Source organism: Mycolicibacterium mageritense (genome assembly GCF_010727475.1).
GTDB lineage: Bacteria > Actinomycetota > Actinomycetes > Mycobacteriales > Mycobacteriaceae > Mycobacterium > Mycobacterium mageritense.
The window spans coordinates 5,024,258-5,047,130 of sequence record NZ_AP022567.1; the positions used below are offsets into that span (position 1 = coordinate 5,024,258).

At 65.5% G+C, this 22,873-nt stretch carries 24 protein-coding genes and 1 pseudogene; 13 read left to right on the top strand and 12 right to left on the bottom strand.

Annotated features, from left to right (window positions below; genetic code table 11):
* Nucleotides 1-24 precede the first annotated feature (24 nt).
* Nucleotides 25-777, top strand: a complete 753-nt coding sequence (locus tag G6N67_RS24240) for a 5'-methylthioadenosine/adenosylhomocysteine nucleosidase (protein WP_036428261.1) — start codon at nucleotides 25-27, stop codon at nucleotides 775-777.
* Here the strand turns inward: G6N67_RS24240 and G6N67_RS24245 are convergent.
* On the bottom strand, nucleotides 696-1,613 hold the full coding sequence (locus G6N67_RS24245; RefSeq protein ID WP_051578412.1) for a helix-turn-helix transcriptional regulator: 918 nt from the start codon (nucleotides 1,611-1,613) through the stop codon (nucleotides 696-698). The genes G6N67_RS24240 and G6N67_RS24245 overlap by 82 nt on opposite strands.
* Before the next feature lie 59 nt (nucleotides 1,614-1,672).
* Nucleotides 1,673-2,614, bottom strand: a complete 942-nt coding sequence (locus G6N67_RS24250; RefSeq protein WP_036434151.1) for an SDR family oxidoreductase — start codon at nucleotides 2,612-2,614, stop codon at nucleotides 1,673-1,675.
* 150 nt (nucleotides 2,615-2,764) lie between these two features.
* Between G6N67_RS24250 and G6N67_RS24255 the strand changes: the two genes are divergently transcribed.
* Entirely contained in the window at nucleotides 2,765-3,382 is a 618-nt protein-coding gene (locus G6N67_RS24255; RefSeq protein ID WP_036428260.1) for an MmyB family transcriptional regulator, read from the top strand.
* 5 nt (nucleotides 3,383-3,387) lie between these two features.
* Here the strand turns inward: G6N67_RS24255 and G6N67_RS24260 are convergent, their stop codons facing one another.
* Genes G6N67_RS24260 through G6N67_RS24275 form a run of 4 tightly spaced genes read right to left on the bottom strand, consistent with a single transcriptional unit; the run spans nucleotide 3,388 to nucleotide 7,475 of the window.
* Entirely contained in the window at nucleotides 3,388-3,828 is a 441-nt protein-coding gene (locus G6N67_RS24260; RefSeq protein WP_036428259.1) for a DUF5078 domain-containing protein, read from the bottom strand.
* Nucleotides 3,821-4,156, bottom strand: a complete 336-nt coding sequence (locus G6N67_RS24265) for a DUF732 domain-containing protein (RefSeq protein ID WP_036428257.1) — start codon at nucleotides 4,154-4,156, stop codon at nucleotides 3,821-3,823. Before G6N67_RS24265 ends, G6N67_RS24260 begins: the two co-directional genes overlap by 8 nt.
* Nucleotides 4,153-7,053, bottom strand: a complete 2,901-nt coding sequence (locus G6N67_RS24270; RefSeq protein WP_036428255.1) for an MMPL/RND family transporter — start codon at nucleotides 7,051-7,053, stop codon at nucleotides 4,153-4,155. Before G6N67_RS24270 ends, G6N67_RS24265 begins: the two co-directional genes overlap by 4 nt.
* Nucleotides 7,050-7,475, bottom strand: coding sequence for an MmpS family transport accessory protein (locus tag G6N67_RS24275; RefSeq protein WP_110798447.1), 426 nt, complete (start codon nucleotides 7,473-7,475; stop codon nucleotides 7,050-7,052). Before G6N67_RS24275 ends, G6N67_RS24270 begins: the two co-directional genes overlap by 4 nt.
* A 202-nt stretch (nucleotides 7,476-7,677) precedes the next feature.
* Here G6N67_RS24275 and G6N67_RS24280 point away from each other — a divergent pair, with 202 nt between their 5' ends.
* From G6N67_RS24280 to G6N67_RS24295, 5 genes and pseudogenes are all read left to right on the top strand, one after another.
* Nucleotides 7,678-8,346, top strand: a complete 669-nt coding sequence (locus tag G6N67_RS24280) for a TetR/AcrR family transcriptional regulator (RefSeq protein ID WP_036428251.1) — start codon at nucleotides 7,678-7,680, stop codon at nucleotides 8,344-8,346.
* Nucleotides 8,347-8,548: 202 nt separating this feature from the next.
* A complete protein-coding gene (locus G6N67_RS24285; protein ID WP_036428249.1) occupies nucleotides 8,549-9,598 on the top strand; it encodes an alpha/beta fold hydrolase in 1,050 nt (349 codons plus the stop codon).
* A gap of 170 nt (nucleotides 9,599-9,768) precedes the next feature.
* A pseudogene (locus G6N67_RS39705) lies at nucleotides 9,769-9,852 on the top strand (hypothetical protein); the annotation flags it as partial.
* 580 nt (nucleotides 9,853-10,432) lie between these two features.
* On the top strand, nucleotides 10,433-10,897 hold the full coding sequence (locus G6N67_RS39305; RefSeq protein WP_229478806.1) for a hypothetical protein: 465 nt from the start codon (nucleotides 10,433-10,435) through the stop codon (nucleotides 10,895-10,897).
* Nucleotides 10,898-11,055: 158 nt separating this feature from the next.
* A complete protein-coding gene (locus G6N67_RS24295) occupies nucleotides 11,056-11,649 on the top strand; it encodes an Rv1733c family protein (protein ID WP_440590380.1) in 594 nt (197 codons plus the stop codon).
* Nucleotides 11,650-11,652: 3 nt separating this feature from the next.
* Here the strand turns inward: G6N67_RS24295 and G6N67_RS24300 are convergent, their stop codons facing one another.
* Both G6N67_RS24300 and G6N67_RS24305 read right to left on the bottom strand, forming a co-directional pair.
* Nucleotides 11,653-12,435: a hypothetical protein gene (locus G6N67_RS24300; protein ID WP_036428245.1), complete on the bottom strand. Its 783-nt coding sequence runs from the start codon at nucleotides 12,433-12,435 to the stop codon at nucleotides 11,653-11,655.
* An 11-nt stretch (nucleotides 12,436-12,446) separates the two neighbouring features.
* A complete protein-coding gene (locus tag G6N67_RS24305) occupies nucleotides 12,447-13,046 on the bottom strand; it encodes a TetR/AcrR family transcriptional regulator (RefSeq protein WP_036428244.1) in 600 nt (199 codons plus the stop codon).
* 112 nt (nucleotides 13,047-13,158) lie between these two features.
* Here G6N67_RS24305 and G6N67_RS24310 point away from each other — a divergent pair, with 112 nt between their 5' ends.
* The 4 genes from G6N67_RS24310 (at nucleotide 13,159) to G6N67_RS24325 (ending at nucleotide 16,674) form a co-directional block, all read left to right on the top strand.
* Nucleotides 13,159-13,896 carry an SDR family oxidoreductase gene (locus G6N67_RS24310; RefSeq protein ID WP_036428243.1) on the top strand — a complete coding sequence of 246 codons (738 nt, stop codon included), beginning with the start codon at nucleotides 13,159-13,161 and terminating at the stop codon, nucleotides 13,894-13,896.
* A 165-nt stretch (nucleotides 13,897-14,061) separates the two neighbouring features.
* The gene (locus tag G6N67_RS24315; protein ID WP_229478807.1) at nucleotides 14,062-15,306 is read left to right on the top strand and encodes a L,D-transpeptidase; all 1,245 of its coding nucleotides are present in this window, start codon (nucleotides 14,062-14,064) and stop codon (nucleotides 15,304-15,306) included.
* A gap of 79 nt (nucleotides 15,307-15,385) precedes the next feature.
* The gene (locus G6N67_RS24320; protein ID WP_036428240.1) at nucleotides 15,386-15,763 is read left to right on the top strand and encodes a BlaI/MecI/CopY family transcriptional regulator; all 378 of its coding nucleotides are present in this window, start codon (nucleotides 15,386-15,388) and stop codon (nucleotides 15,761-15,763) included.
* A complete protein-coding gene (locus G6N67_RS24325) occupies nucleotides 15,760-16,674 on the top strand; it encodes a M56 family metallopeptidase (protein ID WP_036428238.1) in 915 nt (304 codons plus the stop codon). Before G6N67_RS24320 ends, G6N67_RS24325 begins: the two co-directional genes overlap by 4 nt.
* Nucleotides 16,675-16,687: 13 nt before the next feature.
* Here the strand turns inward: G6N67_RS24325 and G6N67_RS24330 are convergent, their stop codons facing one another.
* Complete coding sequence (locus tag G6N67_RS24330; RefSeq protein WP_036428236.1) at nucleotides 16,688-17,356, bottom strand: DsbA family protein; 669 nt, start codon at nucleotides 17,354-17,356, stop codon at nucleotides 16,688-16,690.
* Between the two features lie 130 nt (nucleotides 17,357-17,486).
* Here G6N67_RS24330 and G6N67_RS24335 point away from each other — a divergent pair, with 130 nt between their 5' ends.
* The gene (locus G6N67_RS24335) at nucleotides 17,487-18,269 is read left to right on the top strand and encodes a serine hydrolase (protein ID WP_407663375.1); all 783 of its coding nucleotides are present in this window, start codon (nucleotides 17,487-17,489) and stop codon (nucleotides 18,267-18,269) included.
* Nucleotide 18,270: 1 nt separating this feature from the next.
* Here the strand turns inward: G6N67_RS24335 and G6N67_RS24340 are convergent, their stop codons facing one another.
* On the bottom strand, nucleotides 18,271-19,236 hold the full coding sequence (locus G6N67_RS24340; protein WP_036428234.1) for an arsenic resistance protein: 966 nt from the start codon (nucleotides 19,234-19,236) through the stop codon (nucleotides 18,271-18,273).
* Between the two features lie 267 nt (nucleotides 19,237-19,503).
* Between G6N67_RS24340 and G6N67_RS24345 the strand changes: the two genes are divergently transcribed.
* Complete coding sequence (locus G6N67_RS24345) at nucleotides 19,504-21,549, top strand: acyltransferase family protein (protein WP_036428233.1); 2,046 nt, start codon at nucleotides 19,504-19,506, stop codon at nucleotides 21,547-21,549.
* A 35-nt stretch (nucleotides 21,550-21,584) separates the two neighbouring features.
* Here G6N67_RS24345 and G6N67_RS24350 read toward each other — a convergent pair whose 3' ends face one another.
* On the bottom strand, nucleotides 21,585-22,304 hold the full coding sequence (locus G6N67_RS24350; protein WP_036428231.1) for a hypothetical protein: 720 nt from the start codon (nucleotides 22,302-22,304) through the stop codon (nucleotides 21,585-21,587).
* Between the two features lie 55 nt (nucleotides 22,305-22,359).
* Nucleotides 22,360-22,815, bottom strand: coding sequence for a winged helix-turn-helix transcriptional regulator (locus tag G6N67_RS24355; protein ID WP_036428229.1), 456 nt, complete (start codon nucleotides 22,813-22,815; stop codon nucleotides 22,360-22,362).
* Nucleotides 22,816-22,873: the final 58 nt, after the last annotated feature.

Sequence of the window (22,873 nt, forward strand, 5' to 3'; positions counted from 1 at the left end):
GAGCGGTGAGCGCTAAAGTGCATTGTGCCAATCGGTTTGATCGCGGCGATCCCACAGGAGCTGGCCCACCTACGCAGCGCGATGGGCAATGTCCAATGGATGGACATCGCGCATACGCGCTTCGATATCGGTTCGCTCGACGGGTGCGACGTCGTCCTCGCCGAAACCGGTATGGGCAAGGTCAACGCGGCGCTGGTCACGACCGTTCTGGCGCACCGGTTCGGTTGCCGCGCAGTGATTTTCTCCGGCGTCGCGGGCGGCTTGGATCCGGACCTGAATGTGGGTGACGTGGTGATCGCCGACCGGCTGATCCAGTACGACGCCGGGCTCATCGAGGATGAGCGACTGCAGACCTACCAGGCAGGCCACGTCCCGTTCATCAACCCCACCGATCGTCTCGGATACGACGTCGGCGGCATGGTGATCGACAAGGTCAGACGCGCGCTGGGCGGGCTAGAGCTTCCGCCGCTGTCGAGGCTCGCCGGGGGACAGGGGAGACCAGCACGGATTGTGTATGGCACCGTGCTGTCCGGTGACCAGTACCTGCACAGTGAGCCCACGCGGGTCCGGCTGCACAGTGAGTTCGGCGGACGGGCCATCGAGATGGAGGGCGGCGCGGTGGCCCAGGTGTGCGAGGCCTTCGGGATCGACTGGCTGGTGGTGCGAGCGCTGTCGGATCTGGCCGGCCAGGATTCTCAATTCGAGTTCAACGAATTCGCGGGCGAGGTGGCAGCGTCGTCGGCCACGGTTCTGCGCACGCTGCTGCCGGTGCTCTGACCGTCGCGTAGATAGGCATCCGGATCGTCGCCGAGCGCAGCGAGTTTGGCGTGGCTCGGTGAGCCCGGTTCGGCGGTGAACACCAGCAGCGCATGGAGTTGCTCCATGTCGTAGAGGATCTGGCACTGCACCTCGAGCACGCCCAACGTGGGATGCGCGATGCGTTTGGTCCGGTCGTTGCCCGACGCGACATCGTGGCGTTTCCACAGTTCGGCGAATTCGGCACTGCGGCACAGGAGATCGTCGACGATCTGCGCGGCGCGCGAGCCTGCGCCATCGCGGGCGTAGGCCACCCGGGCATTGGCGACGAAGGACTGCCCGACCGTCGCGTGATCGTCCGGCGGGTACACCTGGCGGGCGGCCTCGTCGGTGAACCAGCGGTAGGCCACACTCCGGGCGAAACCCTCGTATTTCGTTTCGTCCCCCATCAGGGCGCGCGCCGGAGGCGTCTGCACCAGCGTCTCGCCGAGCGCGGACATCACCTGTGCCGGGGTGTCCTGCAGGCGATCCAGGATCCGCATCATGGCCGGGCTCACGTGGCCGCCGCCCATCCGGGCCGGCGCGTTGTGCCCCGCCAGCCGGAACAAGTGATCGCGCTCGTCCAGCGACAGCCGCAGCGCCCGCGCCAAGGACGCCACGACCTCCGCCGAGGGCTTGGGTGCGCGCTGCTGTTCCATGCGGCTGTAGTAGTCCGTCGAGATCATCGCCAGCGCTGCGACCTCCTCGCGCCGCAACCCCGACGTACGCCGGCGCGTACCCGCAGGCAGACCCACCTCCGCGGGTGTCAGCGCTTCCCGCCGGGTACGCAGGAAATCGGCCAATTGCCCCTGATCCATGAACCCAGTGTCCCGGTCGGTCACGGCTCATGCCAGGGACCGCCGGACCCCCGATACGTCTACCGCACCGCGAAACCGACGCCGACGAGGCGTTCGGACAGTTCCCAGAGCCGGACCCGGTCAGCGGCATCGCGGGCAGGCTTATAGACCTCCTGTTCGGCCGGTGCCCCGGCTGTGTGCTGAAACCCTTTGGGGCCATAAAATTTGCCGCCTTCGGCGTGCGGATGGGCTGCCGCATAGAGAGCGGGCAGAAGCCCTTGGTCGACGGTCTGGGTGAAGATGCCCATGCGTGCGAAGCCTCGGATGACGCGCACCGACAGCGTGTCGCTCGTGCGGCCCATGTGCGGCTGCGCGGCAAGCAGATTGGTTGCCGTCACCCCGGGATGCGCGACGTTGCTCGTGATGCCCCACCCTGCCTCGGCGCTGCGGCGGTTGAGTTCCAGGCCGAACATCAGGTTGGCGATCTTGGATTGGCTGTAGGCCTTGCCTGCCGCATAGGACTTCTCGAAGTTGGGATCATCCCAGTTGATGGCGCCCGATCGGGCTGCGACGCTCGATTGCGTTGTGACGCGGGCGTTGCCGGCGACCAGCAGGGGCTGCAGTCGCGCGGTGAGTGCGAAATGGCCGAGATGGTTGGTGCCCCACTGCAGTTCGAATTCGTCGACAGTGGCCTGGCGGGTGGGCGGATTCATGACACCGGCATTGTTGATCAGCAGGTGAATCGGCCGTCCTTCCGCGACCAGCTCACCAGCGAGATCGGCCACTGATTGCAGCGATGACAGGTCCAGCCGTCTGGTGCTGACTGCGGCCCCGGGCACGGCGGCGGTGATGCGGTCGACGGCGGCACGGCCCTTGTCCGGGTTGCGTACCGGCAGGATGACCTCGGCGCCGGCCGCGGCCAGCCGTTGGGCGAGACCCAATCCGACACCGTCGCTGCCGCCGGTGACGACGGCCAATCGGCCGGTCAGCTCGGGAATGGCCACGTCTGCTTTACGATTCATCGGCATCTCCTCAATTGCGCGTGTCGGGTTCTGTGCCCTCCACGCTGACAGGTTCGCCGCACCGCATTCAGGGCGCTGTTATCCGGGGACTGGCGGTCCGTGGATATTCCGGCCCTGCTCGGGCGAGGTGTCCTGCGTCATGATCGAGACATGAAGTCGCCCAACGTTGATCTCGCGGTGGTGGCCGACCTGCTCCGGACGCGTCGACGTGTGCTTCAGCCGGAGGATGTCGGCTTCCCTCGTGGCCGGCGCCGCCGCACCCCTGGGCTGCGCCGCGAGGAGGCCGCCGCACTGTGCTCGATGTCGACGGCCTACTACAGCCGAATCGAACGACGCTGTGCGCCACGCCCGTCGGCGGTCATGCTGGCGGGCATCGCGCGTGGACTGCGATTCAGCCGTGACGATCGCGACCGCCTGTTCGCCGCGGCGGGATATGACACCGACGGCCACGCCCACATAGAGCCTGGCCTGATGCTCGTGCTGGACCGCCTGGCCGATATGCCTGCCCAGGTCGTCGGCCCGTCCGGTGCGGTGCTATGTCAAACGTCTTTGGCGCGAGCACTGTTCGGTGACCAGTCCGGGTACGCGGGTACCCGTCGGTGCCGGCTGGCCCATCCCGAGCTCGGTGCTATCGACCTGGACTGCGAGGTATTGCCCGACGCGGACCGCTGCCACCGCGTGGTCGTCTACCTCGCAGAGCCAGGCTCAGAAAGCCACTCCAAGCTGCAACTCTTGGCGGTGATCGGTCACCACCGATTCGACGGCTGACGCGGTCAGTGCCAATCCCACAGGGACATGTCGCCGCGTGGGTAGTTCATGCAGATGTCGGTGGTGTTGGCGGCCACGCCTTTGTTGTTGAAGAAGAGCTTGGCCCAGTTGGGCCAGCGCCAGGCCATCTGTTCGTAGAACGCGTTGGTGGCGGTGTTCTCCGAGTATTGGCGGCGGCCGGCGTAGTCCAGCGAGAAGAACCAGTGGATGCGGTCGCGGGCGCCTTCCTGGTCGGCAACAGGTTTGTTGTTGTAGTCGATCATGTAGCGCTCGTAGTAGATCGGCTCGACGTCGCGGGCGGCGGCCATGATCTGCTCGGCGTCGCACTGCGTTTTCAGGATGCGGTTGGGGATCGGGTAGTCGTCGGTGGCATCAGCCGAGGCCACTCCCGGCGCCGCCGACAACAACGCCAGGGCGACGACACCCGCACTCAGATACCTACGCACGAGCTGCCTCCTGTTCGAACACGATTCGCTGGTCGGGGCAGTAGTAGTTGATGGCCGTCCCGAGGAACTGCCAGGCCTGCGCGGTGGTGCTGTCCTTGTCGAGCTGCTTGGAGACGAAGTCGACCGACTCCTGGGCACCGTGGTCGACGCCGTTGTGCAGCCGCTTGCACGTGAGCTTGCCGATCCAGGCGTTGTAATCCCGCGGACCATAGATGCCGTACGTGTGCAGTTCGTTGGCGAAGTCGGTGTCCGGGTCGGCGTGCGCCGGCGCGGACACCGCCAGACCGACTGCTGTACAGGCGGTTAGGGCCATCAGTACCCGCTTCATGGAACCACCGCCTCCGCGGGATCGCGTTGGATCGGTTTGGGCCATGGCTGCGGCACCGGCCGCGGCCGTACCCGCAGTGGCCACCAGAACCAGCGTCCCAGCAGTGTCGCCAGCGACGGGGTCATGAGAGACCGCACCACCAGGGTGTCGAACAGCAGGCCCAGCCCGATGGTGGTGCCCACCTGGCCGATCACGATCAGATCGCTGATCGCCATGGACATCATGGTGAAGGCGAACACGAGACCGGCTGCGGTGACCACCGAACCGGTGCCTGCCATGGAGCGGATGATCCCGGTGTGCAGCCCGGCGTGGATCTCCTCCTTCATCCGGGAGACCAGCAGCAGGTTGTAGTCCGCACCGACGGCCAGCAACACGATCACCGACATCGGCAACACCATCCAGTGCAGCGGGATACCGACCAGGTGCTGCCAGATCAACACCGACAGGCCGAACGACGCACCGAGGCTCAGCACCACGGTCCCGACGATCACGGCAGCTGCCGCAACCGCTCTGGTCAGCACCACCATGATGAGGAAGATCAGGACCAAAGACGCGACCGCGGCGATGAGCAGGTCGTAGTCGGCTCCCTGTTGCATGTCCTTGTACATGGCCGCGGTGCCGCCCACGTACACCGTCGACCCTTCCAGGGGAGTGCCCTTGATGGCGTCAGCGGCAGCGATCTTGAGCGGTTCGATATGTGAGGTGCCTTCTTCGGTCAGCGGATCGCCTTGGTGGAACACGGTGAACCGCACCGCATGTCCGTCAGGCGACAGGAACAACTTGATACCGCGCTGGAAATCGGCCGTCCCGAAGGCTTCGGGCGGCAGGTAGAAGAACTCGTCGTTGAGAGACGCGTCAAATGCCTGCCCCATCGCCGTCTGGTTGTTCTGGTTGGCGATGTTCTGGTCCTGCTGGGCCTTCTGAGCCTGGTACTGGTTCAGCAGATACTGCTTCTGGTTCTTCATCGTCTGGATCATCGCCGGCATCACAGCCGCCATCTGAGGCGTCAGCTCTGCCATGTGGTGCAGATCCGGGACGATGTCCGCGAAATCGTCGGACATCGTGCTGATGCCGTCCAACGCGTCGAAGATCGACCGGAGCGAATGGCACATCGGGATGTCGAAGCAGTGCGGTTCCCAATAGAAGTAATTGCGCAGCGGGCGGAACTGATCGTCGAAATCGGCGAGGTGGTCACGCACCTCGTCAAGGTTCTGCGACGTCTTGTCCATCTTGTCGGCCATGCTGCGGGTGACTTCGGCCAGCTCCAGCGTGATCTTGTAGAGCCGTTCCTGAGAATCGATGGTCGTCTGCAGCTCGTTGGCCTGCTTGAGTGTGTTGTCCAGCACCTTCTGCTGGTAATCGTTGTTCATCAAAGTGCCTGTGCCGCTTTGGCTCATCGAGTAGGGCAGCGACGCGTGCTCGATGGGCTTACCGTCCGGCCGGGTGATGGTCTGTACCTGGGCGATGCCGTGCACGCGGGCCATGGCCTTGGCGATCTTGTCGATCACCAGGAAGTCCGCCGGGTTGCGCAGGTCATGGTCGGTCTCCACCATCACCAGTTCAGGGTTCATCTTGGCTTCGGAGAAGTGCCGGGTGGCCGCAGCCATGCCGACATTCGCCGGGATGTCGGCGGGCAGGAAGATCCGGTCGTTGTAAGTGGTGTGGTAGCCCGGCAGCGTCAAAAGGCCGACGAGGGCGAGTATCACCGCCATGACCAGAACCGCACCGGGCCAACGGACGACGGCCGCACCCACGCGCCGCCAGCCGCGCGACCGGTCCATGCGTTTGGGGTCGAGCACTTTGCCGAACCGGGTGACGATGGAGATGAGCGCGGGCCCCATGGTCAACGCCGCGGCAACCACGATGGCCATGCCGATCGACAAGGGGATGCCCATGGTCTGGAAGTACGGCAACCGGGTGAAGTGCAGGCACAAAGTGGCGCCGGCAATGGTCAGACCCGAGGCGAGCACGACATGCGCCGTGCCGTGGAACATCGTGTAGTAGGCCGATTCCTTGTCCTCGCCGAGCCGGCGAGCTTCTTGATATCTGCCTATCAAGAAGATCGCGTAGTCGGTGGCCGCCGCGATCGCCAGGGTCACGACCATGTTGGTGGCGAACGTGGTGAGGCCGAACACATTGTGATAGCCCAGGAACGCGACAAGCCCACGCGCAGAGGACAATCCGACCACCACCATGAAGAGCGTGATGACCACGGTGATGATGGACCGGTACACGACGAGCAACATCACGGTGATGACCGCGAACGTCAGCATTTCGATCATTTCCATGCTGGCATCGCCGACGGCGTTCTGGTCCGTCGTCGTCGCGGCCGGGCCGGTGACGTAGGCCTTGACGCCGGGCGGAGCCTTGGTGTCGCGGACAATTTGCCGAACCGCTTCCACCGACTCGTTGGCCAGCGTCTCGCCCTGGTCGCCCGCGATGTACACCTGGACGTAGCTCGCCTTGCCGTCGATGCTCTGTGCGCCCGCGGCGGTCAGGGTGTCACCCCAGAAATCCTGGACATGCTGAATGTGCTTGGTGTCGGCACGCAGGGTCCGGACCATCTCGTCGTAGAACGCGTGTGCATCCGCACCCAGCGGGTTGTCGCCCTCCAGCACGATCATCACCGAGCTGCTGGTGTCGTACTCGTCGAACACCTTGCCGACGTGCTTGGTCGCGATGAGTGCGGGTGCGTCGTTGGGGCTCATCGACACCGCGCGCATCTTGCCGACTTCCTCGAGCTGCGGCACAACGGTGTTGAGCAGCCCCACGACGACCAGCCAGCCGATGACGATCGGGATCGAGAAGATGCGGATGAACCGCGGCAGCCAAGGACGCGCAGCGTGGCGCGCCGGGGGAATGGCGTCGGTCGGGGTGTCGTCGGTGAGCGTGCTCATGCGGCCTTCACCAAGCAGTACGTCGCAGCATTCACGCCGTGTGCCGTCCTTTCGTCTTTGACCTCGTCGTCGACGGTGACGCGGCAGCCGATCGAATCACCATTGCCCTGCACCATCAGGTTGGGTTGTACGGACGGGATCGTCGTCTCCAACCGAAGGGTCCACGGCAGGGCGGCGGACTCGACTCGCTGCGGAAGGCCCTGTAGGTCCATGTAATTGACAGTGGCGGTCGTGCCGGTACCGAAGACCTCGTAGACGACGACCTTGGGATTGAACTTCTGAGCCGTGTCGGCCCCGACCGGCGTCACCACCGCGCCGTCGGAGCCGAACACCGATCGGAGGTTGATTACGGCCACAACGCCGATGGCGATGGCGACCACGATGAGTATCGGTAGCCAGGCGCGTCTGACTGCGGCGGTCACGGATTCCTCCATCTCTGCGAAACGGTGTGGTGTCCACATTTGGTTCTGCGCACAGAGGAGTGCTCGGGGACGACGGTCAAGGTCGAGCCTTTCCACGTAGGTCCGCGGACCAGCCAGAACAGGGCGCGTTAGGTAGTCAACCTAAACGCGATAAACGGATGAAGTCAATCCACTTATGACGGCGATCACCTAAAGTGGTCGCGTGACCGCCGCCGAAGAACCCCGCCGCTCACTGCGTAAGGACGCAGAGCGCAATCGGCAGCGTGTGCTCGAATCCGCGCGGGAACTGTTCGCCGAAAAAGGCATCGAGGCGACGCTCAACGACGTGGCGCGTCACGCCAACGTCGGGGTGGGCACGGTGTACCGGCGATTCGCCACCAAGGAAGAACTGCTCGACGCGGTCTTCGAAAACGGCATCGATCAACTGGTCGCTCTTGCGGAAGTAGCTCTGCAACAAGAGGATTCGTGGGACGGATTCGTCTGGTTCGTGGAGCAGATGTGTGAGCTGACTGCCACCGATCGCGGGCTGCGCGAGATGGTCTACAGCAAGGTCTACGGCGGATGTGGGGTCGAGTCGTCGCGACTGCGACTTGTTCCGAGGATCTCGAAGCTCGTCGAGCGGGCACGCGATGACGGCCACCTGCGGCCCGATGTCGAACACACGGACATGCCGATTCTCGGCCTGTTGGCGGGCACGGTCAGTGAATGGGCGGGTCACGTCGAGCCCGAACTGTGGCGTCGCTACGTCGGCCTGCTGCTCGACGGCATGCGCAATCGCGACGGGCAACCGCGCCTGCGGGTCGACGCGCTGAACGAGGACCAGATGGACGCCGCCATGCACGGTTGGCGGCCGCCCGGGTGTCCGAAGTAGCGCGAACGATTTGGCCGACTTCGCCTGACGGGCCTCGGCGGGCGTGTATGTTCAGTCCTGTTACACCCATTTGGAAGTAATTGTCCGGCTCGGGACCGGAAAGGTGCGGCATGGCTCTCTGTTAATGCTCTGCGCCACAAATGGATTCATTGAGTGCCAGTCTCAGCAGCAGCCCGTCAGGGCTGACCGGAAGGAGTTCATCGTGCCTGCCCCCACTGATGCCGAGTACTTCGAACTCGGCGACTTCACCATGCAGAGCGGTTTCACGCTGCGCAACGCAACCCTGGCCTACAAGTCCTACGGCACCCTCAATGCCGACAAGACCAACGTGATCGTCTATCCCACTTGGTATTCAGGGTGGCACACCGACAACGAATGGTTGATCGGCACCGACAAGACACTCAACCCCGACGAGTGGTTCATCATCGTGCCCAACATGCTCGGCAACGGACTGTCGTCCTCGCCGTCGAACATGCCTGCGCCTTACGATCGGGCCCGCTTTCCCGCCGTCACGTTCTACGACCAGGTGGAGGCCCAGCACAAGCTGGTCACCGAGAAGTTCGGCATATCGACCATCGCGCTCGTCACGGGTTGGTCGATGGGTGCCGGTCAGACCTACCAGTGGGCGGTGAGCCATCCCGAGATGGTGCAGCGGGCGGCACCGTTCTGTGGCTCGAGCATCACGGCACCACACAACAAGGTGTTCCTGGAATCGTTGATCTACGCGTTGACCGCGGACGCCGTGTGGGCCGACGGGGACTATTCGCCAGACCGCCTTCCGATCAAGGGTCTGCGCGCGTTCGCCCGGGTGTACTCGGGCTGGGGCTTCTCGCAGGCGTTCTATTGGGAGGAGGCGTGGCGCGAGATGGGCTTCACGTCGTTCGACGACTTTCTCTACGGGTTTTGGGAGAACTTCTTCCGCGATGGGCGTGACCCCAACAATCTGATCGCGATGCTGCGGACGTGGCACAGCGGCAACGTCGGTAACACGCCGGGGTTCGGTGGTGACGTGGAGAAGGCGCTGGCCTCGATCAAGTGTCCGCTGCTGGCGATGCCCGCCGAGAAGGATCTCTACTTTCCGCCGGAGGACGAGCAGTGGGCCGGCCAGTTCATCGCCGACGGCGAGGTGCGCGTCATCCCCGGAATCTGGGGGCACTTCGCCGGCGGTGGGGTGAACCCTGTCGACACCGCGTTCATCGATGCGGGGCTTCGGGATCTCATGGCGAAGCCCGGGTATTCGCCCTCGGCGTGACCTGAGATCGCTTGCAGCCGAACGCTTTCGACATGTTCGGGCAAGTGTCACCCGGCAGCGCAAATCCTTCGGCCCGGCAGGAGAGCTGCTCTTCTGGCATGGAGACCGGCTGTCAGCAGCCCTGAAATGCGGTTGCGGTGAGTAGGTCGCGTCGTTTTAGGGTTTGGTCGATGCTTCCCGTTGTGTGGCTTGTTGGTACGTCAGGCGTGGGGAAGTCCACGGTGGGGTGGCAGGTGCGGGCCGATCTCGCCGCAGCGGGCGTCGCGGCCGCCTTCGTAGATTCCGACCAGCTTCGGCTGGCCGTTGGTCTTGGCGGCGCGTTCGAAACTGAGCTCATCGCGAGGAGTTTGCGCGCGCTCGAACCTGGCTACCGCGACGCCGGTGCCGCGCTGCTGGTCGTCGCCGGGCTGGCAGACGACCCAGCGCATCTTTCGGAGCTGCTTCCGGGCGTGAGGCGCGCTGACATCCTGGTCTGTCATCTGCACGCAGACGATGCAGCAATTCGCGACCGGATCCTTCGGAGAGGATGGCAGGTCTACCTCGCCGGCAGCGAAGTCGAGTACGCCACGCGCATCGACCGAGGCTGGGCGGATCTGCGGATCGACACCAGCACTCTTTCGCCAGGCGACGTTGCGGCGACGGTGAGCCGGGCTGCACTGGCGCACCTGCGTCGAGTCCCCCGGGGCGCGAGCCGCGATGCCGCGGAGGGCACTGACGGGCGTTCCGCGGACGGGTTGTCGGCTCGTGTACTGCTGCTGGCCGGACCCGGCGGCGTCGGCACGTCGACGATCGGGGTTCGAGGTCTACAGGCAGCTCGCGAAGTCCGGCCGCCGGGTGGGATACCTCGACCTTCACCAGTTGGGTTTTGTCGGCGCGGATCCGCGCGGCGATCAACTTGCCTTTCTTCGGTCGCGCAACGCTCGAGCCGCGGCTGCAACGCTGGCCGGAACCGGCATCGACACGATTGTGATCACCGCTGATTTGGTCACGGCCAAAGTTGTGCTCGATACACCTCAGTGGCGCGACACCGATGTCATGGCGTTCGAACTGCATGCGGACCCGTCGACGATCGCTGAACGGATCAGATTGCGAGCACAAGGGCACGCACCACCCATTGCCGGTGATCACCGTCGCGGACTGTCAGGATCCGCCCTCGACGAATCGATCAACACGAGTCTGGCCGAGGCGAGTCAACGTCGGTTCAGGATTGCTGGAGCAAACCGGGTGTCCGCCGACGCAGCCGAACCGGCCACCACCGCCACATCCATCATTTCGACCGCGGGATTGAGCCGCTGCTGACCGCGTGCGTGCGAAAGGTGCGGCCCCATGGTGACGCCCGCCACGTGTTAATTGTGAGTTTCCTCGCCCGGCGGCCTTTGGGCTCGTCGTTCAAAGACACCCGGTGTCACAATCGGTTACGTGAGCGTTACACGGGGTATGAGGCATCGATGAGTGCGATGCTACGTGGGCGTCATGCTTGGGTCTTTCGCGCGCTGAGCCGTAACCCCCTGGTCCGACGCCAAGATCGAATCGAAGCACTTGCTGTGGTGCTCGGGCTGATTGTTGTCGTCCTCGCCATTCCGGTGATCGTGCACCTGGGCCGCGACCACTTCGCTCGCAGTGTCGACCGCATCGAGCAGCAGACGCGTTCGCTGCAGAAGGTCGAAGCCACCGTCGTCGAAGCCCGGTCGAGTGCGCCCAACCGCTACACCACGGCCAGTCGTACCGTGCGGGCCGAGTGGAAGGCCGGCTTCGAGGACCGCGTCGAAACCGTCCAAGGCCCCGCCAAGGTCGAGGTCGGCGACCGCATTCCCGTCTGGCTCGACGAGCATGGCGCCGTCACGCGGCCCCCGCAGACCGTGGCCGACGCGCGCGGATATGCCGCCGCATTCGGCATCGGGCTGTGGTTGGGCACAGCCGCGGCGAGTGCCACCGCTGTGATGTTGACCCGGATGACCCTGGACCGACGTCGCTTCGATGCCTGGGACTACGAGTGGAAGCTGATCAGTACCCCCGGCGGCGGATGGGCCAACAGCGGCAAAACCGAGTGACGCTCAGCCGTTGGTCGCGGCGAACGCCTCGATCCAATTGCTGAATTCGGTGGCGAGGTGCCATCGGTGCGCGGCCACCATCGGGGTCGGAAATCGGTCCGGAAAAGCGACGGTGAGCAGGGCTGTCATCCTGCCGTCTGCATCGCGGAACTGATGGCGCACGCCGCCGATCACGAGCCCGTCGTCGAGCACCGCCTGGCCGGCAATCTGGACCGGGTAATCCGCGTGGACGGGCACGTGCACTGCCTCGGGGGCCGAGTAGTCGACGAGGAATCTGGTGGCCATCGGGGATCCGCCGGTGGTCTCGACCACCTCTTGCCGACCGTCTGGTAACCCGCGCAGCAGGTAATGGTCGGGGCAGGCATCGAGCATGGCGGCCTCGTCATTGTTGGTCGTCAGGGCGTCGAACCATTCGGCGAAGGCGCCCGCCGAGCAACCCGGCGCGGTGAGCTCGATGACGCTGTGCCTTTGACGGCCCCGACTCGCGGCGACAGCAAGCCGCGCGGCCCGTTCCGACAGGGCGATCTCGTGCCGGAGCATGGCGTAGATGCCGGGGTGACCCAATCGGGACTTGACCGCGAGCAGCGCTGAACGGCGGGTTGCGAGGTCAGCGGCGCGGATGCTGTCGATGGGATCGTCGAGAATCTCGGTGAGCGCCCGGGATCCCAGCCGGGACGCGAACTTTTTCAGGACAGCCTCGGCCCGGCGCGATTCCCACCGGTGAACATCGGTCCGCGACACCGGCCGTCCGTCGATGATCGCCTCGATCGCAAGTGTTTCCGTCAAGATCGTGCCTTTCAGTCGGCGACGTGCGGCCGCGGGCGGATGCCGTCGAGCACCGCGTCGGTCAGTCGGGTGCACAGTTCCTCGCCGAATTGCTCCCGCGTGACCAGGGTGCGGAACTGCAGCGGCGCGACGAGCATCTCCAGAACGAGTCGCGCGTCAGTTTCCGGTGGTAGCTCGCCGCGCTCGACGGCTCGGTCGACGATCGTCCGCGTCAACGCGAGCCGCGTCGTCCAGAATTCGAATCGAACTGTTTGCCAGCGTGATTCGTCTCCACCCGTGGCCAGCGCCTGGGCCAGTGCTCTGCCGATGGACGTGTTGAGATAGGCCGCGATCGCAGTCAGGAGCCGGTAGAGGTCGGCGCGGACCGACCCGGTATCGGGTACGGGAATGGTGTGGCGACTGTAATCGAGCAGTGTGTCGGTGATCAGGTTGTCCCGCGTGCCCCAGCGTCGATAGATCGAGGTCGCGTGCACACCGGCCCGCGCCGCGACGTCGTTGACCGTGAAGTCGGTCAAGCCCTTTTCCGCGATCACCGCGACGGTGGCCTCGATGACCGACTGCCGGACCCGCGCGGAGCGGCCGCCGGGGCGTCGGCGTGGCTCGGTGGTCATGCGGTCACCCCTAAAGGCTAGTGGGTATTGCCTTAAGAGTGGCACGGCACGATCGTTAACGCAATAGCGAATAGCCTTTATCGCGAGTTCGTGGGCGGGGGACAATCGCTGCGTGCAAAAAGTCGTGGTGATCACCGGAGCGGGCAGTGGCATCGGCCGGGAAACGGCGCGTGTACTGCTCGACGCCGGCCACCACGTCGTGCTGGCCGGCCGTACGGCCGAATCGCTGGCCGCAACCGCGGACAGTCGGCCGAATGCCCGCGTGGTCCCGACGGACGTCACCGATGCCGCCTCGGTGCGGGCACTGTTCGCCGACGTGGTGTCGACGTTCGGGCGCGTCGATGTGCTGTTCAACAACGCCGGCGTGTTCGGCCCGTCGGCGTCGGTCGCCGAGATCGACGACGACGGATGGCAGGCCGCGTGGCGGACCAACGTCGACGGCGCGGTGTTCTGTGCGCGTGAAGCCGCGCGCATCATGTCGGGGCAACTGCCGCGCGGTGGGCGCATCATCAACAACGGCTCGCTGTCCGCGCACCGACCCCGCCCCAAGAGCCTCGCCTATACCGTCACCAAGCACGCGATCAGCGGCTTGACCGCCTCAATGTTGTTGGATCTGCGCGACCTTGACATCTGCGTGACGCAGATCGACATCGGCAATGCCGCCACCAGCATGACGGCCGGGTTCAGTCATCAGACGCCGCAGGCGAACGGAAGCCTGGCCGCCGAGCCGACTTTCGACGTGGTGCATGTCGCGCGTGCGATCGCCCATCTGGTCGATCTGCCGCTCGACGTCTCGGTCCCGTCGTTGACCGTGATGGCACGGGCGATGCCGTACTTCGGCCGGGGTTGAATCCTGGGTGCCGAACGCACCGAAAGTGGTTCGTGCCGGGACGATCTCGACACCGCGGCAGCGCCCGGCGAAAAGGTCGAGCGGGCACGGCGCTTCCTCATCTACTATGTAGCTACGTAGATAGCAGGGGGCATGCCTGTCCCGCTCGAGCCAGGAGAGGTCGCGATGTTTGACCGCCCACGCCGGTATCTGACGTTGGTCGTCATTGCCGGGGTCGTGCTGGTGGCCGCACCGCAGAGCCGGTCGTCGGTCGCGGCGATCGCCCTGCCGGACGTTCCGGCGGCCGCCGAGGCTGAAGAGCCTGCGCCGCCGGTGGTCAGGATCGAGATCGACGGCGCGACCGACGGCGTGGCACCGGTCGGGACGGTACGGGCGGCCGCGACGTCGGGCGTGCTGGCCGACGTGCGGATGGTCAACGAGCAGGGCAGGGTGGTCGCGGGGCGGTTGACCGCCGACGGTACGGAATGGATCCCTGCCGAACCGCTCGGCTACGGCCGCACCTACACGCTGAGCGCGACAGGTCGTGGCTCGGACTCGACTACGGTGACCGAGATTTCGCGATTCTCGACCGTGGTGCCCCAGAACCAAACCCGCGTGGAGCTGACCACCACCTCCGGCGCGGCCCTCGTCGAAGGGGCGACCTACGGAGTCGGCACGGTGGTGGTGGCCCGCTTCGACGAGCCCATCGAGGACCGCGCTGCCGCCGAACGGCAATTGAAGGTCACCACCACGCCGTCGGTGGAGGGCGCGTGGTACTGGATCAACGACCGCAAGGCGCACTGGCGGCCCCGCGAGTACTTCCCGGCGGGCACCCGCGTCGACGTCGACGCCAGCATCTACGGAATCCAGCTGGGGGACGGGCTCTACGGTCAGCAGGACAACCGCGTGAGCTTCCGGATCGGCCGGTCGCACGTCACGATCGCCGACGACCTGACCAAGCAGATCAGCGTCTACGAAGACGGTGTGCTCGTGCGGACCATGCCGACATCCATGGGCCGGGGTGGCACCGAGACCGTCAACGGCAAGACGATTCACTTCTGGACCCAGCGCGGCGTCTACACCGTCATGGACAAGGCCAACCCGGTACTGATGGATTCGTCGACCTACGGACTGCCGGTGGACTCGCCGTCGGGGTACCGGATCAGCGTGCCGTATGCCACCCGGATCAGTCCGGACGGGATCTACCTGCATCAGCTCGAGGACACCGTGTGGGCACAAGGTGAGACCAACGTCTCGGCGGGCTGCCTGAATCTGTCGGCCGTGCACGCGAAATGGTTCTACGAGTTCTCGCAACCAGGCGATGTGGTCGAGATCCGCAACACCGGCGGTGAACCGCTGCAACACTGGCAGAACGGAGATTGGAGTGTGCCATGGGAGCAGTGGCGTCAGGGCAGTGCCTTGCGCAGCTAGCGCGGCCGATAGCCTCTGACGACAGGGGCGGCGCGACAGCCGCCGCAGTGAATCGTCGGTGTCTCTAGGAGTCAGTCCGGTGCAGCAGCGTGGTTTCGGCGACCTGGAAGCGGTCGTGATGGACCGGGTTTGGGCCAGTGACGAGGCGGTCACGGTCCGCGAGATCTTCGACGACCTGGCAGCGAAGCGCGAGATCGCTTATACGACCGTCATGTCCACCATGGACAACCTGCATCGCAAGGGCTGGCTGGAACGCACGCGGGTCGGCAAGGCCTACAGTTACTGGCCCACCATGACGCGCGAGGAACGGTCGGCGAACCTCATGCGCGACGCTCTGCATGCCGGCGGTGACGCCGACCTGGTGCTGAACTTCTTCCTGAACCAGATCAACGACGAAGAGTCCGAGCAATTGCGCGTGGCCCTGCGCAAGCTGGCTCGGCGTCGAGGCGCCACGTGAACGCCGGCATCTGCCTGCTCGTCTACGGAGTGGTGTTGGTGTGGGGCAGTCCCGTGGTGTTGACCCGGTTCGGTCGCGGCATGAGTCCCGGCTACGCGGTGACGGTGTGGTTGACGACGATCGTGCTCGCCGTCGGTGCGTGGATCGCGGCCGCGGCCAGCATGCTTCGCGAACTGCTGATCGAGGATGCCGCCGTACCCGTGAAGTTCTGCCTGGACATGCTCTTGGCGCTCAACCACTTTGGTTGGCCCGGGCGGCTCACGCTGGCCGCTGTCAGCGCAGCCGTCTCGGCGATATCGGCGGTGGTGCTGTGGCGTCTGGTGAAGTCGGTGCAACGCTTGTGGTCTCGCAGCCGCGAACACGCTCACGCCGCGCACGTGCTCGGTACCCCGACCGCGCGGCCCGGTGTGGTGACCCTGCCGGCAGATCATGCCGCGGCCTACTGTGTGGCCGGTCGCCCCGACGCCATCGTCGTGACCACGGGTGCGCTCGCGGCCCTCGACGAGCCCGAACTCGCGGCGGTGCTCGCGCACGAGCAGGCCCATCTCGCGGGTAGGCACCCGCAGCTCATGATGGCGTTGCGCGCGCTCGCCTTGGCGATGCCGCGGCTGCCGTTGTTCACCGCGGCAGTGGGCGCAGTCGGCCGCCTGGTGGAGATGTGCGCTGACGACAGCGCCGCGCGCCGGCACGGCCGGGAGACGTTGTTGTGCGGCCTGGTCAGCCTCGCGGACTCGCGCTCAAGCCGGCCGCCGGCACTCGGGGCGGCCGACACCGAGGTGCTGGCTCGCGTCAGCCGGCTGGCCACGCCCGCGATGTGGGGCGCGCGGCTTCGCGAGCGGATCCTGCTGTCGGTCGTACTCGCCGCTGTCGTGCTCGCGCCGCCGGTGATCACCTTCTGGTGCCACGCGTGATCCGGTACCGCGGTCAGCTCAGCTCCTCGTCGATGGCGGCCTTGAGCGCCTCGTAACTCGGTGCGCCGCTGAACTTGGTGCCGTTGACGAAAAATGTGGGGGTTCCCCTGACACCCGATTTCATCCCGTCGGTGCGGTCGGCGCGTACGCGTTCGGCCGTGCCGGGCGCGTCCAGATCGTGCTCAAACCGCGCGATGTCGAGGCCGAGTTCCGTCGCGAACCCGACGAACACGGCCCGCTGTGATTCGGTCTTCTCGCCCCAAGCGGCTTGCGTCTCATACATCTTCTGGTACATCGGTACCAACTTGCCTTGTTGCGCTGCGGCTTCGACCGCGCGAGCGGCCAGCTCGCCGTTGATGTGGCTGGGAATCGGGAAGTACCGCAGCACGAACGTCACGCGATCGCCGTATTCACCTCGTAGCCGTTCCACCGCCGGAAAGGCGTCGCGACAGGCTTCACATTCGAAATCCAGGAACTCGACGACCGTGACCCGGCTGTCGGCCGGATCGGTGAGGCGGTGGCTGTTGGGACGCACCAACGCCGAATTGGTGAGTGTCGCGGGCGCATCCGCCGAAGGCGTCTCCGTGCCCGGGCGGTCGGCCTCGGCACGCAGCATCAGCACCGCGACCACCGCGATCACCGCCGCGATGACACCGAACGCCAGTCGAGTAATCCGCGACATGGGCGGGATCCTTCCGTGCCGGTGGGATAGTGGGTGACTTCGTCGACGCCACCGACAGGTCGGCGCGCCGTGGCCGGCCCTTCCAATCTACGTAGTAACTTCGTACATGATGTGGCGGGCCTGGTTGTCGATGACGCTGGCGACGGTGGTCGGGGTGGCGTTGTCGGTCGTGATCGCCGTACCCGCTCAGGCCGATCTCGGCCAGCGCACGGCTCAAGCCGATGCGTACCTGGCGAGCCGACCCGGCACCGTGGGCTATGTGCTGCGCGACCGGGTGACAGGGCAGGCCTACCGTAACGCGAACGCCGGCGCGATGATCTGGACCGCCTCGACCATCAAGCTCGCGATGGTGGTGGATCTGCTGACCCGCGCCAGCGCCGGCAAGATCACGCTGACCGATGCCGACCGTCAGCTCATGACCGCGATGATGCACGCCTCGGACAGCGACGCCGCCGACGCATTGTGGGAGCGCTATGGCGGGCCGGATCACACGGCGTTCAACCGGGACTTCCCGGCATACGGCATGACCGGGGTGCAGCCGCAGCCTGGCTTCGGCGCTGTCTATCCGTACTGGGGTTTTCAGAAGTCGACGACTGATGACCTCGACCGCCTGATGAACTACACCCTGACCCGGCTGCCCGCAGCTCAAACCGCCGCCATCGTCTCCGAGATGCAGCGCGTCGACGGCAACCAGCAGTGGGGCGTGTGGGGAGCGGGTCCGGCGATGGCTCCCGGGAACAAGAACGGGTGGTCGCAGGAACAGGGCGGCTGGGTCACCAACAGCGTCGGGTTCGCCGGTCCGAAACAGCGCTACACGCTTGCCATCATGAATTCCCTCGACGGCAAGGGCGGGTACGACGACGGCGTACAAACCACCACCCGGCTGGCGCAGATCCTGCTCGGCACACCCTGACTCAGCGCGCGGGGATCAGGAGCGGGACCGCTCGGACGTAGACGATCATGCCGAGCAGTTCGACCAGCGTTTGCGTGACGACGATGGCCGGGGTGATGCCGTAGGCCGCGGGCAGTGCCAGCGCGAGGGGCAGCACGACCAGCGAGTTGCGCGTCGCGCCGGTGAAGATCAGCGCCCGCGCGCGGCCGGTGTCGAGCCGCAACAGCCGGGCTGCGACCAGCCCGACCAACGCCATCACCAGCAGGAACGCCGCATAGAGGGGGACGACTCTCAACACCTGGTCGACCTGGTCGCTGATCTTCGGGAACTGGCTCGCGACGACCACGACCAGGGTCGCCGCCATCACGGGCACCATCGCGGCGGTCATCGCCGATGTGATGGCCTGGCCGCTTCGACGGCGGGCTGCGAGTCCTTCGGTGGCCCAGGCCAGTAGCAGGGGCGCCACGATGAGGCTCAGGAAGGCTTCGAGGAAGGGGCCGACATCGACGATGTCGGCCAGTCCGGGGCCGACGAACACCCACAGCAGAACCGGCAGGGCCACCATCTGGATCAGCATGAGCAGGGGAGCGGCGGCCAGCAGGCGTTGGTTGTCGCCGCCGGCCAGCCCGCAGAACACGATGACGTAATCGATGCAGGGGGTGAGCAACGTCAGCAGCACGCCCAGCAGCACAGCCCGGGGCAGCGTCGCCACACTGGTCAGCGCGGCAACCACGAGCGGAACCACCACGAAGTTGACGGCAAGGACGGCGGCCAGAAACCGGACGTCGCGAAAGGCCGCGGCCAACTTGGTGAATGGAACCTGCAGAAACGTCGCATACAGCAGCACGGCGAGCACGGGGTAGACAGCGGTCTCCCACCTGCCCGAGGCCGCAGGCCAGGCAGCTCCGAGGGCCGCGCCGGCGGCCAGCGCGGCCAGGTAGATCGCGAGCTGGTGGCGCTCCAGCCAGTCGCTGAGGTGTGAGGACAACCGAATTACTCTGCGCTACGACGCGACAGCGCAGCCACGCCATCGAGCACCGTCACCTGAGTGGGCGGAACCTCGATACGCATCACGAGATCAGGCTGTGAGCACGATGGCGGTACCCATTCCGAATCGCGTTCGATCGCCATACTCTGACCATAGGCGCAGCGTTACGGGCCGGTTCACGCGATTCGGCCCATCGCGCTGCGGTGGCTATGCTCGTGCGGCGAGGTGCCCGCCCCGTGGCGGTGGGGCGGGGGTGAGGGATTCGACGTGCAGCTGATACAGAGCGATCCGGTTCTCACCACTTCCGCCGATGCGCGGGTCCGCGACGATCTGATCGGGCTCGCCGGGATCGCCATCATTCTGGTGGTTGTCTGCCACGCCTGGTTCGGGCGTGTCTCGGCGGCAATCGACGTCCTGCTGGTGCTGGCGGGTTTTGTCCTCGGGGCACGTGTGATCGGCAGCGTCGGGAACTTTCGGGCATTGGGTGCCGACGCCGCGTGGCTGGTGCGTCGGTCACTGCCTGCCCTGGTTCTGACCCTGGGCGCGGGTGCTGTGCTTACCGTGAGTGTCCAGCCGCAGACCCGGTGGGAGGCATTCGCCGACCAGACACTGGCGACCCTGGGGTTCTGGCAGAACTGGCAATTGCTATGGACGGCAAGCGATTATGTGCAGGCGAGCGAGACGGTCACGCCGTTGCAGCACCTGTGGGTGGTCTCGCTGCTGGGACAGATCTTCGCCGGGTTCCTCATGCTCACCGCGGTGGTCACGATGGTCGCACGCGGTGACAGTGGGAGCGCACGAACTGTCCTACTGTGGGCGACGGGCGTGGCGATGGCCGCATCTTTCGGCTATGCGGTCACGGTGCATTCGAGCAATCACCTGCTGGCCTACTACAGCAGCGTGGCCCGCGCGTGGGAGGTTCTGGCCGGCGTACTGGCCGCGGCGATCGTGGTCCGCGTCGACTTCCCCAGGTGGGCACGGGCCTTCGTGACGGCGCTCGGGCTCATCGCGATAGTGTTGTGCGGCACGGTGGTCGACGGCGTGGCAGAAGATGCGTGGCCGTGGGTTGTGGTCCCGGTCGCTGCGAGCGTGCTGATCATTCTCTGTGGGGCGCAACGCGACTCGCTTCCGCGGGGCGTCGACGCTCTGCGGGGTGTGGTGTTCGTGGCGGCGGGAACGATCGCGTACGAGGTGTACCTGTGGCACTGGCCCTTGCTGATCTTCTGGCTCGCGCACGTCAACGACGACACCGTCGGTGTGGCCGAAGGCGGCGTCGTGCTGCTGACCGCGGCAGTGGCGGCATTCGCCACCGCGCGCCTGGTCGACGGTCCGCGCGAGTCAAATCATGTGCGGCAACTGCTTTCGGGTTCGGTCATCGTTGTGCTGGCCGCCGCGTTGGCGGTCACGTCGTTGGGCTGGCAGGGGCACGTCGCCCTGGCCCGCGCGAGCGGTGCCGAACTCAGCGCACTGTCCGCACGCGACTATCCGGGCGCGGAAGCGCTGATAGAGGGTCGCAAGGTCGCCAGACTGCCTACGCGTCCGACGGCATTGGAGGCCGCCGAGGACATGCCGCCGGCCACCATCGACGGTTGTGTCACCGATTTCCCCGGCGTCGACGTCAAGACCTGTGTCTACGGAGATCCCACGGCCCAGCGCACCATCGCCTTGGCCGGCGGCTCGCATTCCGAGCATTGGCTCACCGCGTTGCATGCGCTGGGCCGGCAGCACCGGTTCAAGGTGACCACGTATCTGAAGATGGGTTGTCCCTTGACGACCAAGGACGTTCCGCTGATCGCCGGGTCTCCCGACCTGTATCCGCAGTGCCGGACGTGGTCGGACAATGCGCTGGCACGTATCATCGCCGACCGGCCCGACTACGTCTTCTTCACGAGCACCCGCCCGATCCTGACCGGGCCCGGCGACTACGTTCCGGATTATTATCTGGGTATCTGGGATGAACTGTCTGCCAACGGCATTCGGATGCTCGGTATGCGTGACACCCCGTGGATGCTCAAACAGGGCTGGTTCTTCTCACCTGTCGACTGCCTGGCCGCGGGTGGGGACGCCGACGGCTGCGGGCTGCCGCGCTACGAGGCGCTCGCCGAACGCAATCCCACCCTCGACCATCTGGCCGACTACCCGTTGATGACTGCGCTCGACCTCAGCGACGCTGTGTGCGGGCCGGACATGTGCCGTGCGGTCGAGGGCAATGTGCTGGTCTATCACGACGCTCACCATCTGTCGGCCACCTATGTCCGGACGCTGACCCGCGAGCTCGGTCGGCAACTGCGCGGCGCCACGCGCTGGTGGTAGGGTGCCGGGACATCAACCGGGATCCGGACCACTCCTCAATCGAAGCGGATATCCGTCAACTCGATGGAGACGACCAGTTGATCGGGGATGGGATGTCCCGCGTCATCGCGTACGAAGATCATGCGCTTCGCCGGAACAATGATGCCGCCGATGTCCTCAAATTCCGAGACGTAATGGGCCGCAGGTGATCCCCCCGCGATGTCAACTTGGTAGTCGCGTCGCCGGATTAGGCCTTGGTCGTCGATGTAGAGCACCTGCTGCGGACTGTGGGTGGCGATGTCCTGCGGGTAGTCGACGCGGAGCCTGCGCCAGATCTGACCGTCTTCAACCCAGTTCGAGCCTTCGACGACCGTGACGCCCGGCAGCGTCAGGTTGAAGGGTTCGGCGAGGTACGTCCACATCGCATAGCCGGTGAAGTACGCCAGTTGCAATGTGCTCCAAGGTGTTTGCAGGCTGTGCCCGGCAAAGGAGGATCGTGGGTCATCGAGCGCATCGACTGTGGCGCCGTCCAGACTTTCGATCGCAACGCGCTGTGGGGTGTAGTCGCTCTTGCGGTCGGACCCGGTGAAGGGGCTCAGCGACGTGTGCTGCTGCTGAATCCAGACGGTGATCTCGCCATCGTCGACGATCCCGGGAACCTGCTTCAGATCCCAGATCGCGCCCCCGAATCGCTTGTGTGCCCGTATCGTCTCCACGTTCTTCCACCGTGTCGCGCCGCCATAGGCGTCCAGGACTTCGTCAACCAGAGTGCTCATAGCTGTCAGGGTTCCAGCGCACGCGGGCGGTCGGTATAGGTCGGACGACTGATCTTCAGCGCGTCCTCTGGCTCGGTTTGGGCACCAGGATGACTTCGCCGGACTCGACGATCTGACCGTCGCGGCGGTTCAGTACCGCTCGCACCGGCTTGCGCGTAGCGGTCTCGACGAACCGGTTACCGTTGTCCGTCGCAGACGGCATGTGTGTTCGGCCCCACTGTCCGAGCGCAACGAGGATCGTGCTGACGTCGTGGCCAGCCTCGGTCAACTCATAGCGCTGCCGCCGCCGATCACCGGGCTCCTGGTAGTCGACGACCTCGAAGACGCCGGCTGCGACCAGGGCCGACAGTCGAGAACTCAGAATGTCGGGAGCGATGCCGAGTTCGTTGCGGAAGTCGGAGAAGCGTGTGCGTCCCAGCATGGCCTCGCGCAGGATCAGCATCGACCATCGCTCGCCCAATACCGCCATGGCGCGGGCGATGGGGCAGTCGTCATTCAGTTTCTTCGACATCCGGCAAGCTCCCGATCTTCTGGATAGGACTATCCTACCCAGAGGTGCTATGGTCAAA

Bases quoted from the DNA above. Each gene is read 5' to 3' on its own strand.
- G6N67_RS24315 (WP_229478807.1), top strand. From the start codon at position 14,062: ATGTTTGACCGCCCACGCCGGTATCTGACGTTGGTCGTCATTGCCGGG.
- G6N67_RS24270 (WP_036428255.1), bottom strand. From the start codon at position 7,053: ATGAGCACGCTCACCGACGACACCCCGACCGACGCCATTCCCCCGGCG.
- G6N67_RS24335 (WP_407663375.1), top strand. From the start codon at position 17,487: ATGACGCTGGCGACGGTGGTCGGGGTGGCGTTGTCGGTCGTGATCGCC.
- G6N67_RS24350 (WP_036428231.1), bottom strand. From the start codon at position 22,304: ATGAGCACTCTGGTTGACGAAGTCCTGGACGCCTATGGCGGCGCGACA.
- G6N67_RS24245 (WP_051578412.1), bottom strand. From the start codon at position 1,613: ATGGATCAGGGGCAATTGGCCGATTTCCTGCGTACCCGGCGGGAAGCG.
- G6N67_RS24265 (WP_036428257.1), bottom strand. From the start codon at position 4,156: ATGAAGCGGGTACTGATGGCCCTAACCGCCTGTACAGCAGTCGGTCTG.
- G6N67_RS24305 (WP_036428244.1), bottom strand. From the start codon at position 13,046: ATGACCACCGAGCCACGCCGACGCCCCGGCGGCCGCTCCGCGCGGGTC.
- G6N67_RS24250 (WP_036434151.1), bottom strand. From the start codon at position 2,614: ATGAATCGTAAAGCAGACGTGGCCATTCCCGAGCTGACCGGCCGATTG.
- G6N67_RS24330 (WP_036428236.1), bottom strand. From the start codon at position 17,356: ATGTCGCGGATTACTCGACTGGCGTTCGGTGTCATCGCGGCGGTGATC.
- G6N67_RS24355 (WP_036428229.1), bottom strand. From the start codon at position 22,815: ATGTCGAAGAAACTGAATGACGACTGCCCCATCGCCCGCGCCATGGCG.
- G6N67_RS24295 (WP_440590380.1), top strand. From the start codon at position 11,056: ATGCTACGTGGGCGTCATGCTTGGGTCTTTCGCGCGCTGAGCCGTAAC.
- G6N67_RS24255 (WP_036428260.1), top strand. From the start codon at position 2,765: ATGAAGTCGCCCAACGTTGATCTCGCGGTGGTGGCCGACCTGCTCCGG.